Genomic DNA, 16,225 nt, shown 5'->3' with positions numbered 1-16,225 from the left:
CCATGACCGTGAAAATTTCCCATACTGCCGACATCAAGTCCTTCTTCGAAGAAGTGGCAGGCCTAGGCCATGCCGAGGGTAATCCCCGCGTCAAGCAGATCATCCTGCGCCTGCTGCAGGACACCGCGCGCATGATCGAAGACCTGGAGATCAGCGAGGACGAGTTCTGGCACGCCGTCGACTATCTCAACCGCCTCGGTGGGCGTAATGAAGCCGGCCTGCTGGCCGCAGGTCTGGGCATCGAGCACTTCCTCGACCTGCTGCAGGACGCCAAGGATGCCGAAGCCGGTCTCACCGGTGGCACTCCACGTACCATCGAAGGCCCGTTGTACGTCGCTGGCGCGCCGCTGTCCGAGGGCGAGGCGCGCATGGACGACGGGACCGACCCAGGTGTGGTGATGTTCCTCCAGGGCCAGGTGTTCGACGCCGAAGGCAAGCCGCTGGCCGGAGCCACCGTCGATCTGTGGCATGCCAACACCCAGGGTACCTATTCCTACTTCGATTCGACTCAGTCCGAATACAACCTGCGCCGGCGCATCGTCACCGATGCCGAGGGCCGCTACCGCGCCCGCTCGATCGTGCCGTCAGGCTATGGCTGCGATCCCCAGGGTCCGACCCAGGAATGCCTGGATTTGCTCGGCCGTCACGGCCAGCGTCCGGCGCACGTGCACTTCTTCATTTCCGCACCGGGGCATCGCCACCTGACCACGCAGATCAACTTCGCCGGTGATCAGTACCTGTGGGACGATTTCGCCTATGCGACCCGCGACGGGCTGATCGGCGACCTGCGCTTCGTCGAGGACGCCGCGGCGGCGCGCGACCGTGGCGTGCAGGGTGACCGCTTCGCCGAACTGGCGTTCGACTTCCACCTGCAGGCGGCCAACGCTCCCGAAGCCGAAGCCCGCAGTCACCGGCCACGGGCCTTGCAGGGTAACTGATCGAAGCGGATCGTGAAGGTTTGGCCCGGGTCTTTCCGTGCGGGGAGGGCCTGGGCTTTTTCGTTTTGCGTCATCGCGATCAAGGCCATGGGTACTGGCCAGTGGATATCTCGGCAAAGCCGATTATGCTTCAGATACCTTGCTGTGATCCGAGGCCCGGCATCTTGTGCCTGGTGATCCGCTGCAAGCCCTGAGGCCTGGGTACGAAGGTGAAATGGGTGTGAGGTGCTCCGGCCTGCGACAATGACAAGACGGAGGCAACCCATGGCGGTTCTCGACAGCGCATCCACGGGCAGTAGCGCGCCCCAACGCGGTATCACCAAGGAGGAGCGCAAGGTCATCTTCGCGTCGTCCCTGGGCACGGTATTCGAGTGGTACGACTTCTACCTCTACGGCTCGCTGGCGGCGATCATCGCCAAGCATTTCTTCGCCGGCGTCAACGAAACCACCTCGTTCATCTTCGCCTTGCTGGCCTTTGCCGCAGGCTTCGCCGTCCGACCGTTCGGGGCCATCGTGTTCGGCCGGCTCGGCGACATGATCGGGCGCAAGTACACCTTTCTCATCACCATCGTCATCATGGGCCTGTCCACGGCAGTGGTGGGCTTGCTGCCCAGCTACGCGGTCATCGGCGTGGCCGCGCCGGTGATACTCATCACCTTGCGTCTGCTGCAAGGCCTGGCGTTGGGCGGTGAATACGGCGGCGCTGCGACCTACGTGGCGGAACACGCGCCCAAGGGGCGGCGGGGCTTCTTCACCGCCTGGATTCAGACCACCGCGACCTTGGGCCTGTTCCTGTCCTTGCTGGTGATCCTCGCCTGCCGCACGGCACTGGGTACCGAGGCCTTCGAAGCCTGGGGCTGGCGCATCCCGTTCCTGCTGTCGATCCTGTTGCTGGCGGTCTCGGTATACATCCGCATGCAGCTCAACGAGTCGCCGGTGTTCATGAAAATGAAGGCCGAGGGCAAGGCGTCCAAGGCGCCGCTGACCGAGTCCTTCGCTCGCTGGGACAACCTCAAGGTGGTCATCATGTCGCTGCTGGGCGGCACCGCCGGCCAGGCTGTGGTGTGGTACACGGGGCAGTTCTACGCGCTGTTCTTCCTGTTGCAGATGCTCAAGATCGATCCACAGACGGCCAACCTTCTGATCGCCGGGTCGTTGCTGATCGGCACGCCGTTCTTCATCTTCTTCGGTAGCCTGTCCGACCGAATCGGGCGCAAGAAGATCATCATGGCCGGTTGCATCATCGCTGCGCTCACCTACTTCCCGATCTTCAAGGCGTTGACCGAGTACGGTAACCCCGACGTGTTCGTGGCTCAGGAGCAGAACCCCGTGGTGGTGGTGGCCGATCCTGACCAGTGCGCGTTCCAGTTCGACCCGGTGGGTAAGGCCAAATTCACCAGTTCGTGCGACATCGCCAAGAGCCTGCTGGCCAAGCGCGCCATTCCCTACACCAACGAGGCAGCCGAGCCAGGTAGCCTGACCCAGATCCGCATTGGTGAGCGTGTGTTGCCGAGCTTCGATGGCACCGCGCTGGCAGCCGCCGACTTCAAGGTGCAGAACGATGCGTTCACCGCCACCCTCGGCGGGGCGCTGAAGGAAGCCGGTTACCCCGAGAAGGCCGATCCGGCGAAGATCCATTATCCGATGGTGTTGTTGCTGCTGACCGTGCTGGTGATCTACGTCACCATGGTCTACGGACCGATCGCCGCCTGGCTGGTGGAGCTGTTCCCAGCGCGCATTCGCTACACCTCCATGTCCTTGCCGTATCACATCGGCAACGGCTGGTTCGGCGGGTTCTTGCCGACGGTGGCGTTCGCCATGGTGGCCGCCACGGGGGATATCTACTACGGATTGTGGTATCCGATCGTGATTGCAGTGATGACAGCGGTACTGGGGATTTTCTTCCTACCGGAAACCAAGGACCGGGATATCCATCACGCGTGAAGTCGTCATGCTGCGTACCGGCGTCGTTGCTCGGCGCCGGTCTGCAGGCTCAATCGAAATAGCCGCGCAAATTGAACAGATAGCTGGTGTCCACGGCTGCCTCGCCCTGATGCGTGCGCCTGTTCAGCACGAACTCGAACGCCGGCTCGTACAACCCGTCGCGCACCACGGCCCCCGCGAGCACTTCGACATCGTACCAACCGTTGTCGATCTCGATGATCGGCCGCCCCGGCACCTGGTAGCGGGCCAACAGGTCGCCCAGCGTCTTGTTGGTGAAGTGCTGCAGGATGCGCCAGGTATAGAGCATCACGGCACGGTGTTCGACGCGCAGGATGTAGCCGGTGCGCTGGTGCTTCAAACGGCTGCCCGGTTCCCGCAGCGCAGGCTTGTGCCCGTCGAGGGTGAAGAGGATGTGGTAGGGCAGGTTGTCGACCCCGGCCAGTGGTACCACCACGCCTTCCCGCACGGCTCGGTCACCGCTGTCGGTGCGGGTGAATTCAGTGGCCAGGTCGTCGGGCAGGTGATGATCGAGCTTGAAGCGTTCGAGCACCTGGATGTCGCCGAGCAGGAAATAATCCACCAGGTCGTTGAGGACTTCGCTGAATTCGTGGCGCATCTGTTTTCCTTGTTGTGGCGCACAAGTCACAGCTGCAAATGTAGCGAACCCAACTGCGCCCTGCCAGAGGCCGCGCTCAAAGTGCCGAGCTTGGTCCATCGGACCGGCTCGGCTGCGGGGGGATCAGAAGGTGGCCTTGACTTGCAGGCCCAACACCAGGGCATTGTCGATGTCTTTGCCCGAGAAGGCGCCCGGCTCGATGATGTATTGCACATCAGGGCGCAGGTTCAGCCACGGGGTGGCTTGATAGCCATAGCTCAGTTCGATCAACCGTTCGGCATTGTCGATGTTGGGGAACTGCTCGCCGGCGTTGAGAGCGGCGTCCTCGAGCACGTCGCGGCTGCGTGGATTGGGCACCGCACGGCCATAGCCCAGGGCCACGGTATCGCGCGGACGACCTGCGAACGGCTTGTACAGCACGACGCCGGCGCCATACCACTTGGTGAACGGCGAAGCCGCCTTGCTCGATGCCGAATATTGACCGAAGGCATGCAGACTGCGGCCTGCAGAGTTTTCATCGTTCTACACGGCCTGATCGATCAACAGGTAGTGGCCGCCACGTCCGGACACTTCCTTGTCGCTGCCGATGCGCTTGACGTCTGAGCTGTCGTAGTAATAGCCCAGCTTGTACTCACCCGGCAGCTCGCCCTGCAGCTTGTACACCAGCTCCACGGGCACCACGGTACCGGTGGTGTGCTTGGGACCCAGGTGCCAGGCACGGCTGGAGTTACCATTGCTTTCAGGGTCGACGTTGAACGCCGCCACGCGAAGTTGCCACGCGGGTGACAGATCGTATTTCACCCGCACGCCCAGATGGGCGTTGGGGTAGTTTGCCCAGCCGCTGCCACCGGACATGTTCAGCGGGTGTCCACAGAAACCGGCGTTTATGAAGTTGCACAGGATGCCGCTGTCCAGTCCGCCGACGTCGTTGCCCATGGCCATGTAGCCAAGCTTGACGTTGAGTGCCGGGGTGAACAGGGTGCGCTCGTAGCTCAGTTCGGTCAGGCGCGTGTACAGGCCGCCGAAGTTCTCCTGAATCGGCAGGCGGTTGCCGACCAGGTCTTCGGAGGCGCTGTTGCCGCGCCGGTCGTTGATGGTCAGCTGGACCTTGCCGCCGTTCTCCAGACCATACAGTTTCGACAGGTCGAACTGCACGCCCAGCTTGACGTTCTGCGAATAGCGCGCCGAGCGATGCAGACCGCCGTGGGCGTTATAGGCGGTTTCACCGCTGTAGTCGCCGGTGAACTTGATGCCTTCATCTTCGAGCTGGTGGCGCAGGCCGCCCCAGTCGCCGGTCATCGTACTGCGCGAGAGCAGGTCGCCGTCGGCCAGGGCAGAAGTGCTGGCCAGGGCCAGCAACAGGGTAGGGGTGATGCGAATAGCGGATGGCATTGCTGTGTCTCGTAGTGTTTCTCAGGGCCCGTTCGCGGCGGTTCATCGTCACGAGAAACCCGCTCTACAGGGATCACAGTGACCTGTAGAGCGGGTTTGCCGTGGCGACGAACGCCGTGAAGGTTGCGACGAAGTGTTATGGCAGTGCGTAAGAGATCACGTAGTCGCCACGATCGGTCGACTGGCGAGCACCGCCGGCGGTGACCACCACGTATTGCTTGCCGGTCTTGGGCGAGACGTAGGTCATCGGGCCACCTTGGCTACCGACCGGCAGGCGGGCCTTCCAGATTTCGTTACCGTTGCTGCTGTCGTAGGCGCGCAGGTAGAAGTCCTGGGTGCCGGCGATGAACACCAGGCCGCCTTGGGTGGACAGGGTACCGCCCAGCGTTGGCAAGCCGATCTTGATGGGCAGGTGCATGCGGATACCCAGGGGGCCGGTGTCCTCGACCGTACCGACCGGAACCTGCCAGGCCACCTGACGGGTCTTCATGTCGATCGCGCTCAGGGTGCCGAAAGGCGGTGCCTGGCAAGGGATGCCTGCGACCGACAGGAAGCGGTTCTTGTTCACCGCATAAGGGGTACCCTTGAGCGGCACGGCACCCATGCCGGTGTTCAGCGCTTCACCGCCGGAAGAGGTTTTGCCCTGGTTCTGCGACGGAATCATCTGGATCCACAGGCCCAGGCGCATGTCATTGACGAAGATGAAACCATGCACCGGATCGGTCGAGATGCTGCCCCAGTTCATGCCGCCCAGCGAGCCTGGGAAGCTCAGCGACAAGTCGGTGCCCGGTGCAGTGTACAGGCCGTCGTAGCGCATCTTCTTGAAGTCGATGCGGCACAGCAGTTGGTCGTATGGGGTAGCGCCCCACATGTCCGATTCGGTCAGGGTCTGCGCGCCGATTTGCGGCATGCCCACCGATTTCGGTTGGGTCGGGGAGTAGGGCTCGTTAGGAATGTTGCTCGGCTTGACCGGTACTTCGTCCACCTGGGTCAGCGGCTTGCCGGTGGCCCGGTCGAGCACGTAGATCTGCCCGGCCTTGGTGCCGATCACTACTGCAGGGACGGTTTTACCGTCATCCTTGGTGAAGTCGATCAAGCTCGGCTGCATTGGCAGGTCGAAGTCCCAGAGGTCGTTGTGCACGGTCTGGAACACCCACTTCTGGTTGCCGGTGGTGGCGTCCAGCGCCAGTACCGACGCACCGTAGGTGTGGTCGAGCTTGCTACGTTCGACACCGTAGATGTCGGTGGACGAGGAGCCCATCGGCAGGAAGACGGTATTCATGTCTGGGTCGTAGGACATCGGTGCCCAGCTGTTCGGCGTGCTGCGCACGTAGGTGCTACCGTCCGCGGGCGCCTTGCGGTCTTCTGGATTGCCTGGGTCGAAGGCCCACTTCATGGCCCCGGTGATCACGTCGAAGCCGCGGATCACGCCGCCTGGCATGTCGGTCTGGACGTTGTCGGCAACACGACCGCCGACCACTACCGTAGTGCCGGCCATGAGTGGCGCGGAGGACAGTTGGTAGTAAGAGTCCGGTACGTCACCCAGGCCCGCCTTCAGGTCGACCTGGCCGTTGTTGCCGAAGCCCTGGCAGAACTCACCGCTGTCCGCATCCACGGCGATCAGGCGACCGTCGATGGTGTTGGTCAGCAGGCGACGCTGGCAGTTGGCACCGGCCGGGACGCTGACGCTGGTGATCGGCGAGCTGTTCGGCTGGGTCGGCTGAGCGATCGCGGCGGTGGCGTCGAAGTAGGCCATGCCGCGGCAGCGTTGCCAGACCTTGGACTGGGCGTTGATCTCATTTTTCCACAGCTCTTTGCCAGTGTCGGCGTCGAGTGCGATGAGGTTGTTGTGCGGAGTGCAGATGAACACCTTGTCGCCGACCTGCAGCGGGGTCAACTGGTCTTCGGCACCGTTGCCGTCGCTGATGGCGACGTCACCGGTGTGGTAGGTCCAGGCCACCTTGAGCTTGTCGACGTTGTCGCGGTTGATCTGGTCCAGCGCGGCGAAGCGGCTGCCACCTTCGGTGTTGCCGTAGTGGGCCCAGTCCTTCTGCTCCTTGCCAGCTTCGACCGGGGTGATGCCCGGGCCTTTGCCGTTAGGTGCAACGCTTGGGTGCGCGACGAACATGTTGCCGATGGCGATCGCCAGCACCACGGCCAACACGCCGGCCAGACCATAGGCGCCACGCCCGGCGCTAGCACCGCTGGCACGGGCCAGCATGGGGTAGACCAACGCCACGACCATGCCGATCGCGGCGAACATGAACAGGCGAGAGAACAGCGGCCAGAATACCAGGCCGGCGTCGATCACCGCCCAGATCGCCGTGCCCAGCAGGAACGCGGCGTACAGCCAGGCTCCGGCAGGCTTGCGTCGGGCGATCAGGACCCCGGCAATGGCCATGACCAGTCCGCCGATCAGGAAGTACCAGGAGCCGCCGAGGCCAGCGAGCTTGATGCCGCCAGCCGCGAGAAGGAGGCCAAGCAGGGCGATGATCACGCCCAGGCCGGCCAGGATGAAAGTGGAGGCGCCAGAGGCGCGCGGTGTTTCGTTCATGCCAGAGATCTCAGCTGGTGGAATCGGCGCAGTTTAAGCCCTTAGCAAGCTAATTAACAAGTTAGTACATTGTCTTGTGGGGCTGATTGTCGCAGGCGTGAACTTGCGTCAATGTGCTGAAAATTCTAGAAAAAGCGGCGAAAAATGCACGTAGGACGCTGAAACGGCACAAATCAAAACGACTTGAACTTCACGCATTCATCTAACGCCGGGCCTGCCATGCGAAGGCAGGCCCGGATCGTTCAGAAGTGATAGCTGGCGGTTACGACGGCTGCGCGGGCATCCCCGTACTCGATGGCCGAGGAGCGTGCTGCAGAGCCGCTGCGTTGGCGGACCCGCTCGACATAGGTCTTGTTGAAAAGGTTGTTGACGTTCAACTGGATGTCGAATCGTTCCTCGACCCGATAGTTCAGCATCGCGTTGTGCAGCCAGAAGGCGTCGAGCTTGGCGTTGGTACTGGAGGTGACATTGCGCCGGCTGACATGGTGGGCGCCGTAGCCCAGCGTCCAGGCGTCGTTCAGTTCATAGGTGGTCCACAGGTTCAGCGAGCGCGGTGGCGTGTTGGCCAGCGCTTGTCCTTTTCGCGCCGAGCTGGCATTGCCCGGAGCGGCTGCGAGGACCTGACTGTCGAGGAAGGTGAAATTGGCGAACACATTCCACTGCGGGCTCAGGCGACCGGTCAGACCCACCTCCAAGCCTTGCACCCGCTGCTTGCCAGAAAGTTGTGTCGAGCCATCTGACAGTGTTTCGCGGGCGTTGTGCTTGACGATGTGGAATAACGCGGCATCGAGCTCCAGCGCGTGCTCCAGCAACGCCCACTTGCTACCAAGCTCCCAGGCTTGGGAGCGCTCGGGTGAGAGCACTTGGGTGTCGCCATCCAGGCCTCGTCCGTTGCCTGTGAGGCGTTCCACGGTCGGGTCGAAGGAGTTGCCCCAGGAGACGTAGATGCGGCCGATCTCGTTGGGCTTGTAGATCAGCCCGGCGCGGCTGCTGAGCACGCTATCGCTGGTCTTGAATGCCGAGGTGCGGGCATGTGCCGGGGAATAGGCAGCGGTCTTGCCGACGAGGTGGTCCTGGCGCAGGCCCAGGTGCAGGTCCCAGCGCTCGTCCAGGGCAATGGTGTCGAACACATATAACGCATAGGCGTCCAGGGTGTTTTCGTTGTAGCGCGTGGTCGTCCGAGCGAGGTGGCCGGACCAGTGGCCCGGTGGGTTGCCGAGGGCATAGCCGTTGGCGGGGTAGCTCGTTTTATCAAGGCCATGGTTGTAGGTTTCGAGATCCAGTGTTTCGCGGGACAGCTCCACCCCCGCGACCCAGTCATGGGTCATGTTCAGCCAGCGGGCGTTGCCGATCAGGCTGGTCTGGTTCATCCACAGTTCGGTGGTGGCGTCGCGGCCGTAACCCTGTGGCCCCGCCGGGCGATAGCGCCCAGCGGGTAGCCCACGGGTTTCGACCTGGGCGGCGGAGACCACGGTATCGCGCTCGAGGCGGCTATAACGATTCATGTGCAGCAGGCGTACTTCATCATTGAAATCGTGCTCCAGCTTGAGGGTGAAGAGGCTGTGCTCGACCTCTTCCTTGTCCAGACCTTGCAAGCCGAAATACGCGTCGCGCTCAACACCTGTCAGGCGCCGGCCATCGAGCGCTGGCACGCCGTAATCGGGGAGGTTGTCGTCGACCTGATGGGATGCGCTGAGTGTTAGCCGGGTACTTTCATTCAGGCCCAGGCTCAGACTGGGGGCCACGCCCCAGCGCTCGCGTCTGATGCTGTCCCGGCCAGGCACCTGGTTCTTGTGCTGCATCAGGTTCAAGCGAACAGCGCTGTTGTCGCCGATGGTCTGCAGCGGCTGGTTGGTGTCCAGGGTCAGGCGCTGGTAGTGGTCGCTACCCAATCCTGTACTCAGGTGGGTGAACGCGCGCTGTGCGGGCTCCTTGCTGATGACATTGATGCTGCCGCCGGTGGTACCGGCCCCGGCGAACACCGAGTTGGGCCCCTTGATGACTTCGACCTGCTCGGTGTTGAAGGTATCCGATCGGGTGGTCTGGGCAGTATCGCGCAAGCCGTCGAGCAACAGATTGCTGTCGGCCGAGAAGCCGCGGATGCTGATACTGTCACCGGAGCCGCCGCCACCTTCGCCGGCATTGAACGTGATGCCCGAGACATTGCTCAGCACCTGGCGTAAGCCCAGTGCCTGCTGGTTGGCGATCAGTGGCGCGGGTACCACGGTGATGGTCTGCGGGGTGTCGAACAACGGGGCGGGAAGCTTGTGCGAAGCCGAGAATTCGGTACGCAGCCCGGGTGCCGGTGCAATGATTTCGGTGGCCGCCACTTCGAGCGTAGAGGGTGGCTCGAATAGGCTGTCGGCCCATGTCGAGGTGGAGCCCAGGCCGAGCGCGGAGGCGGTGAAGACATGACGAAGACGGCGGTCGGGGATCGTGAGGTGCATAGCGGATGTCCAGATTTCAGGCGCACGAGCGCACTACCACTGCCTGGTAGGCCAGGCAGGCATCAAAAGGAGGGTCGGTGGGTTTTGGGGTCAGGCGGAAGGGGCGGGCGCGTCGCCGCGGTAGAACACGGCCAGCCAGACGGTTGGAGTGGGTAGGGGCGTCGGCAGTTTGGTAGGTGTCATGGGGAAACTCGCGGTAGAGGTGGTACTCCACTATGGACGTATTGCCTCAATGTCGCGCTTCTTGACCGTCCACGCTGTTTGTAGGACCGTTCTCTGATTTGGATGCCGAGACACTTATGGACAAATTCTTGGCGATGAAGATGTTCATGGCCACCTGACAGGCTCAGCGTCCCAGTGGCAACGCCACGCCGATGAGTGCGAACAAGCTGCCGCAGCAGCGGTTGAAGCGTTTTCCCCCCCGGGCCAGCCAGGGGCGGATGCGAAACGCCATGCGCGCCAACAGATACTCGACCACACACTCCACCCCTGCAAAGGTCGCAGCCATCACCACGAACTGCAGCAGCAGGTCACGCTGCGGATCGATGAATTGCGGTAGGAAGGCGCCATAGAACAGCAGCACCTTGGGGTTGGCCATGGCTGACAGCAAGCCATGGCGCAGTAAACCGGCGTTGCTCAACCTCGGCGTCTGCGCGGTGCTTTGCAGATGCAGCGCAGGGCTGCGCCACAGCTGAATGCCAAGCCACACCAGGTAGGCCCCGCCCACCCATTTCAGGACGGTCAGCAGCGAGGCACTGGTTTGCAGCAAGGCGGTCAGGCCGAACATCGCCAGGGCGATCAGCGCACTGAAGCCAATGACGCCACCGGCGATGGTGAACAGCGTGCGTCGGCCGCCGTAGATGGCGCCGTGGGTCAAGGCGAGCAAACTGTTGGGGCCTGGAGTGAGGGACAAGCCAATGCTGGCAAGCAAGTAGATGAACCAGGTGTCGAGCGCCATGCGGGTCAGCCTTGTGCAGTCATGTAGCGGCCAGTGCGGCCGGGCGTCGGCCCGGGGTGATCATTGCGGGGTTCCGAACAGGCCCGTCCAATAGATGCCTGCGTCGCTCTTGGGGTCGGTTGCGTAGGCGGCACCCATTTCCCGGAAGTCCGGGTTCATGAGCGTGGCGCAGTGGCCCGGGCTGGCCAGCCAGCCATCGACGACCTTGCGCGCGCTGTCGCGTCCCGCGGCGATGTTCTCGCCGATCTGCTGGTACAGGTAGCCTGCCAGCTCGGCACGATCCCCCGGGGTGCGATTGTCGCGGTCGATATGGTCGAAGAAATTCTGGTTGGCCATGGCTCGGGTATGGCTGGCTGCGACACCGGCCAGCGTGGTGTTCCAACTGAGGGCCGGTGCCGCAGCGAACGGCTGCCCACCGCACTGGCGGGGAGCCTTGCGTGCGGCGTTGACCTCTTGCAACAGTTTCTGTCCTTCGGCCTGCCAGTCTCCCAGGCGTCCGCTGAGCAAGGGGCGGGCCAGCACGATACGCCAGTCGCGACCTTCCTGGCTGACGCCGATGTCGACGAATTGCGGGTCCAGGACGACTTGGCAGAAGCTTTCTTCGATGGCATGCATGGCCGCCCGTGCGTCGCGGGGACCCGACAGGCTGATCGCCTGGACATTGACCATCGGATAGGCCGCTCGGGTCATGGCCTGCTGCAGGTCGCGGGTGCCTTCCGGCGACAGGGCCAGCCGCGTGTCGCTGTTGAGCGGGGGCAGTTCCAGCGACGCGCCGTCGCCGCAGGGTTGGGCCTGGCTGCGGTAGACGTTGATCGAATCGATCAGTTGCGCCTCTTCGCCGGTTACGGCCAGGGCCGAGGTCGAGATGACCAGCCCTGCCGACAAGGCAGCAACGGATGACAGGACGCGCATGTGGATCTCCCTATGACTGGCAGCGTCGTGGTTTGCGCTGCTCATCCTACACAAGCCTGGCGCTTTTGGCCCCGGTCATGTGCAAAGCGAAAAAAAGCCGGCAAAGGGTGTTGGCGGCAAAAGCATGGATAGACCTCCCTGGTAGGGAAAAGTGCGATCAAGCATGAATCGTTCTTGTTGCCATCTGGCGTGTTGCCTTCAACCATCGACCGTAGCGGGCGCTGGCCGTTCCTTGCGCCTGGGTTCAGCGGGCCAGGGCCTGGTTGGGTTTGTAGAAGATGAAGTGGCGGGTCTCGGCTGTCTTGCGATAGACCTTGGCCCAGTCCGGGTGGACCTGGCGGTCGTGGAAGTACAGCGCGCCACCGGTGGAGTCCTGGAGCTGTTGGTTGAGCGCCTTGCGTGCGATCTCCTTGGCGATGTCATAGCGCTGCGGCTCTTCGACCTGGTCGGGGCGTCCGTCGCACCACCAGGAAAACTGGCAAGCGCGATGTTCGACGCCCTGTTTGACCACGCCGCAGATGGTGTCGGGAAAGCCTTCATGACCCAGGCGATTGAGCACTACGCTGGCGACGCCACGCATGTCCTTGTCGTCGGCGCCCTTGGCTTCCCAATAGAGGGTGCGGGCCAGGCAGGTGATACTATCATCCATCGGCGATTGCCCGGCCGGGTCCACCGCGCGTACTTCGCCCGAGGTGAGCTTTTCGTCCGATCTGGGGGGCGAGGCATCCTCCACCACCTTTTCTTCGAGCGCCTGGGCCTTGTCTTCGGCGACGGCCGCTTTGTTTGCCTCTGCAGCGGACAAAGAGGCAGCCAGCAAGGCTGCGGTCAAACCGATCAGCATTCCCGTCAGGCGCATGGACGAATACTCGAACTGTGGGCTGACTCACAGTCTAGCCAAACGGAATCGAACTGGCCTGAGGGGGCAATGGCCTCTTACAACCCAGCCTCGACTTTGGCCGCACGCTCGGCCGGTAGCCACGGTTTCCAGACGTCCGGGTTGGCACGCAGGAACTCGATCGCGGCTTCTCGGGAGGGCTGGCGGGTTTCGCTCATCTGTGCCAGGGCTTTGTTCAGGCGGTCGATGGGCAGGTCGACCTTCTCGAAGACCGCGACCAGATCGGGGTAGTCATCGCGAAACGCCTTCGACACGCCAATCGACAGCTTCGCCGGCAAGGATTGGCTACCGCGCGGTTTGGGGTTGCGCGGATCCATCAGCGTAGACCAGGCGTCGGCGTCATAGGCAGGTTCTGTCAGGCGCACCAGGTCGTAGCGGCCGATCAGAGGCGCGGGGCTCCAGTAATAGAACAGTACCGGTTGGCCGCGGCGGATGGCCGAAGCGATCTCGGCATCCAGCGCAGCACCGGAGCCGGTGCGGAAATTGCTGTACAGGTCATCGAGACCGTAGGCCTTCAGTTTCTGGCTATTCACCGTTTCCGAGGTCCAGCCGCTGGGGCTGTTGAGAAAACGGCCTTTGTCGGGGCTCTCAGGATCGCGGAACACTTGGGGATAGCGCTTGAGGTCATAGACGCTGCGCAGGTCTGGCGCCAGGGGCGCAAGGTCACGCTTGGGGTCTCCTTTGATCACATAGGCGGGTACCCACCAACCTTCCTCGGCGTTCTTCACCGTGTCGCCCAAGGCGAACACCTCTCCCTCCTTTTCGGCCTTGATCCAGGCAGGGCTGCGTCCGGCCCATTCCTCGGCGATGACCTGCAGGTCGTTGCGGGCCAGGGCGACTTCCATGCTCACGGTGCTGCCGGGCAGGGTGTCGGTCGGGTAGCCGTAACCGTGCTCGGCGATCAGGCGCAGGACTTCGGTGGTGAAGGCGCCACTTTCCCAAGTGATGGCGCCGAAGTGAATGGGGTCGCGTTGGTCTTTCGAGGCGGCGGATTCGCTGCTGGCCAGGCCGATGGCCAGCAGCAAACCAGCCACTAGGGTGGACATTCTGTTCATGAGCCCTCGTCGATGGCAGATACTTGCGGTTCGCCAAGTGTAGACGACGAGCGTGCGGGGCCGTTCAGGCCCCGCCGACGCGGTCAGACGCGGAACTGGTCCATCAGCGCCTGCTGCTGATTGGCCAGGCTGTTCAACGACTGGCTGACGCGGGCCGATTCATTCGCCTGCCCCGACAGCGACTCGGTGACATCGCGGATGGTCGCGACGTTGCTGTTGATTTCCTCGGCCACCGCGCTCTGCTCCTCGGCGGCCGAGGCGATCTGCAGGTTCATGTCGGTGATCACCGTCACTGCCTGGCCGATACGTTCGAGCGCAGTCACTGCCTGGCCAACCTGTTCGACACCGCCCTGGGCCTGACGATGACTGTTGTCCATCGCCCCGACCACCTCACGGGTACCGTTTTGCAGGGTTTCGATGACTTGGCGGGTTTCTTCCACCGACTCCTGGGTACGACGTGCGAGGTTACGGACTTCGTCGGCCACCACGGCGAAGCCGCGTCCGGCTTCCCCGGCCCGGGCAGCCTCGATGGCCGCGTTGAGGGCTAGCAGGTTGGTCTGCTCGGCGATCGAGCGGATTACCTCGAGCACCGAGCCGATGCGCTCGCTGTTCTGCGCCAAACCCTCGACCTCGGTCATGGCATTGGCCATCTCGGCGGCCAGGGTGTCGATACTGCGAGTGGTGTGCTCGATTACCGCCAGGCCCTCACGGGTTGCCTGGTCAGCGTCACGGGCCGCCTGTGCGGCTTGCGCTGCGCTGCGGGCGACATCTTGCGCAGTGGCGCTCATTTCATTGGACGCGGTGGCCACCTGATCGACCTGGCGATACTGCTGCTCCATGCCTGCACTGGTCTCGGTGGCGATGGCCGAGGAGCGGTCGGCGGTGCCCCGGGCATCCTGCACCGAGCGCTTGACCTCGGCGATGATCGGTTGCAGCTTGTCGAGGAAGCGGTTGAACCAACTGGCCAGTTTGCCCAGTTCGTCCTGCTTGTTGTAATGGAGGCGGCGGGTGAGGTCGCCTTCGCCACTGGCGATGTCTTCGAGCATGGCAGCCACGCCGAGGATCGGTCGTGTCACACTGCGGGCCATCAGCCAGATCAGCAGCAGTCCGGCCACCGCTGCGGCCAGGCCCAGGCACAGTTCCAGCAGTGTGCCGCGGGTGTTGAGTCCATCGAGTTCTCGCTTGAGGCTATCGGCAGGTCCGGTCAGGGCCTCTTCCGGCACATCCAGAATGACGCCCCACGGGCGGCTGCCGGGAATCGGCGCGAAAGCAGCCAGCACCTTGAGGCGTTGCTGGTCATGGGCAATGGTCATTTTTCCATTGGCCAGCTTGCCGATCAGCTCGGCGCCCTGGCGTGGGTCGACCTGGTCGAATCGCTGGGCCAGCTTGCTCGCATCGGCGCTGTAGCCGGCGAGCAGGCCTGCCGGGCTGAGAATGCCGACAGTGGTGCGGCCTTGGTAAAGGCTGCGGCTGGCCTCCTGGCTCACTGCCTGCAGGCTATTGAGGTTGATATCCACCGACAGGGTGGCGATGACCTTGCCGTCGACCTGCAGCGGGAAGGCGATGCTGGTCATCAGCACACGCTGGCCTTCGATGTCATAGAAGTAAGGTTCGATCAGGCAGACTTTGGCGGTTTCCCGTGGGCAGGTCCACCAGGCATTGGCCGGCTGGCCCGCTGCGCCGACTTCGGTATTGGCCATGTCATGTTCAGGCAGGGCCATCGAGGTCAGTTTACCGGCCTGCGGCTGCGACCAGTACAGGGCGAAACGGCCGGTCTCGTTGCTGCCCAGAGCCTCCTGGTTGACGAACAGGCTGTCCTTGTTGTCCAGGGCGTTGCGCTCGAACACCAGCGACAGGCCGAGCAGTTCGGGGTTGGCCTGGAGGGCGGCGTGGACCTGGCGGGTCATGTCCTCGCGCAGGTCGAAGGCATCGATGAAGCGCTTTTCCGCCTGTTCGCGCAGGAATAGCACCTGCCGGGCAAAACCGGCGCCATATTGATAGGCATCCATGAATTGCCGACGGATGTTCAAAGCCTGCACTTCGCCTTGCGATTCGATCCGTGCCTGGGCTGCTTCGGCGAGCATCTGCGAGCTGCTTGCCTTGACCAGCTCGGAGCTGTGATCCATGCGGTAAAGCGAAAGGCCGACGAGCAGACTGACGATACCGGCCAGGCAGAGGCCGGCGAGCAGCGTGATCTTCCACTGGATGGAGAGTTGACGCAGAGGCATGAAGTGACCCTTGTAGATGAAGTGTGGCTGACTTTGTATCGGCAGCGTTGACGCCGACTTTATTGAGGCGGGAGCTTGATTTGGTTGTTCCTGGATTGGCCGGGGGCCTGGCTGGTTTGGCATTGAGACTGGGGGAAGATCCGTTTTGTGTAGCGGCGCTACTGGCCCCTTCCGCCTTCGGTGGCCTACTTTTCTCTTGGGAAAAGTAGGCAAAACCGCTTGCTCCCACATACGGCCCCTACGCTGCGCTTCGGGGTCCCCTCGCTCCGGCGGCTTGCGGGCCCGC

The 16,225-nt window shown here is 63.0% G+C and carries 10 protein-coding genes and 2 pseudogenes; 2 read left to right on the top strand and 10 right to left on the bottom strand.

The window, feature by feature from the left end; translation table 11 throughout:
- The first annotated feature begins 2 nt into the window (after positions 1-2).
- Together catA and KY379_RS17255 are read left to right on the top strand one after the other, a co-directional pair.
- On the top strand, positions 3-938 hold the full coding sequence (catA, locus tag KY379_RS17260) for a catechol 1,2-dioxygenase (RefSeq protein WP_133326620.1): 936 nt from the start codon (positions 3-5) through the stop codon (positions 936-938).
- Between the two features lie 264 nt (positions 939-1,202).
- Entirely contained in the window at positions 1,203-2,882 is a 1,680-nt protein-coding gene (locus KY379_RS17255; protein ID WP_261240368.1) for an MFS transporter, read from the top strand.
- Between the two features lie 49 nt (positions 2,883-2,931).
- Here KY379_RS17255 and KY379_RS17250 read toward each other — a convergent pair whose 3' ends face one another.
- From KY379_RS17250 to KY379_RS27440, 10 genes and pseudogenes are all read right to left on the bottom strand, one after another.
- Positions 2,932-3,498, bottom strand: a complete 567-nt coding sequence (locus KY379_RS17250; protein ID WP_196173569.1) for a hypothetical protein — start codon at positions 3,496-3,498, stop codon at positions 2,932-2,934.
- Between the two features lie 123 nt (positions 3,499-3,621).
- Positions 3,622-4,890: pseudogene (locus KY379_RS17245) on the bottom strand (carbohydrate porin).
- A gap of 136 nt (positions 4,891-5,026) precedes the next feature.
- Entirely contained in the window at positions 5,027-7,444 is a 2,418-nt protein-coding gene (locus KY379_RS17240) for a glucose/quinate/shikimate family membrane-bound PQQ-dependent dehydrogenase (protein WP_261240371.1), read from the bottom strand.
- Positions 7,445-7,686: 242 nt separating this feature from the next.
- Positions 7,687-9,891 (bottom strand): TonB-dependent receptor, encoded by a 2,205-nt coding sequence (locus tag KY379_RS17235; protein WP_261240372.1) that lies wholly within the window; start codon positions 9,889-9,891, stop codon positions 7,687-7,689.
- Positions 9,892-10,237: 346 nt separating this feature from the next.
- On the bottom strand, positions 10,238-10,849 hold the full coding sequence (locus KY379_RS17230; protein ID WP_261240374.1) for a LysE family translocator: 612 nt from the start codon (positions 10,847-10,849) through the stop codon (positions 10,238-10,240).
- Positions 10,850-10,909: 60 nt separating this feature from the next.
- Positions 10,910-11,761, bottom strand: a complete 852-nt coding sequence (locus KY379_RS17225; RefSeq protein WP_133326604.1) for a CAP domain-containing protein — start codon at positions 11,759-11,761, stop codon at positions 10,910-10,912.
- A gap of 244 nt (positions 11,762-12,005) precedes the next feature.
- Entirely contained in the window at positions 12,006-12,617 is a 612-nt protein-coding gene (locus KY379_RS17220) for a cell wall hydrolase (protein WP_261240375.1), read from the bottom strand.
- 77 nt (positions 12,618-12,694) lie between these two features.
- The gene (locus KY379_RS17215) at positions 12,695-13,711 is read right to left on the bottom strand and encodes an ABC transporter substrate-binding protein (RefSeq protein ID WP_261240376.1); all 1,017 of its coding nucleotides are present in this window, start codon (positions 13,709-13,711) and stop codon (positions 12,695-12,697) included.
- A gap of 83 nt (positions 13,712-13,794) precedes the next feature.
- Positions 13,795-14,550, bottom strand: coding sequence for a methyl-accepting chemotaxis protein (locus KY379_RS27445; protein ID WP_409977283.1), 756 nt, complete (start codon positions 14,548-14,550; stop codon positions 13,795-13,797).
- A 102-nt stretch (positions 14,551-14,652) separates the two neighbouring features.
- Positions 14,653-15,618: pseudogene (locus tag KY379_RS27440) on the bottom strand (HAMP domain-containing protein); the annotation flags it as partial.
- Positions 15,619-16,225 lie beyond the last annotated feature (607 nt).

It is taken from the genome of Pseudomonas sp. HD6422, from assembly GCF_025377065.1.
GTDB classification, from domain to species: domain Bacteria; phylum Pseudomonadota; class Gammaproteobacteria; order Pseudomonadales; family Pseudomonadaceae; genus Aquipseudomonas; species Aquipseudomonas putida_U.
This window is presented reverse-complemented; position numbering and strand designations above follow the sequence as displayed.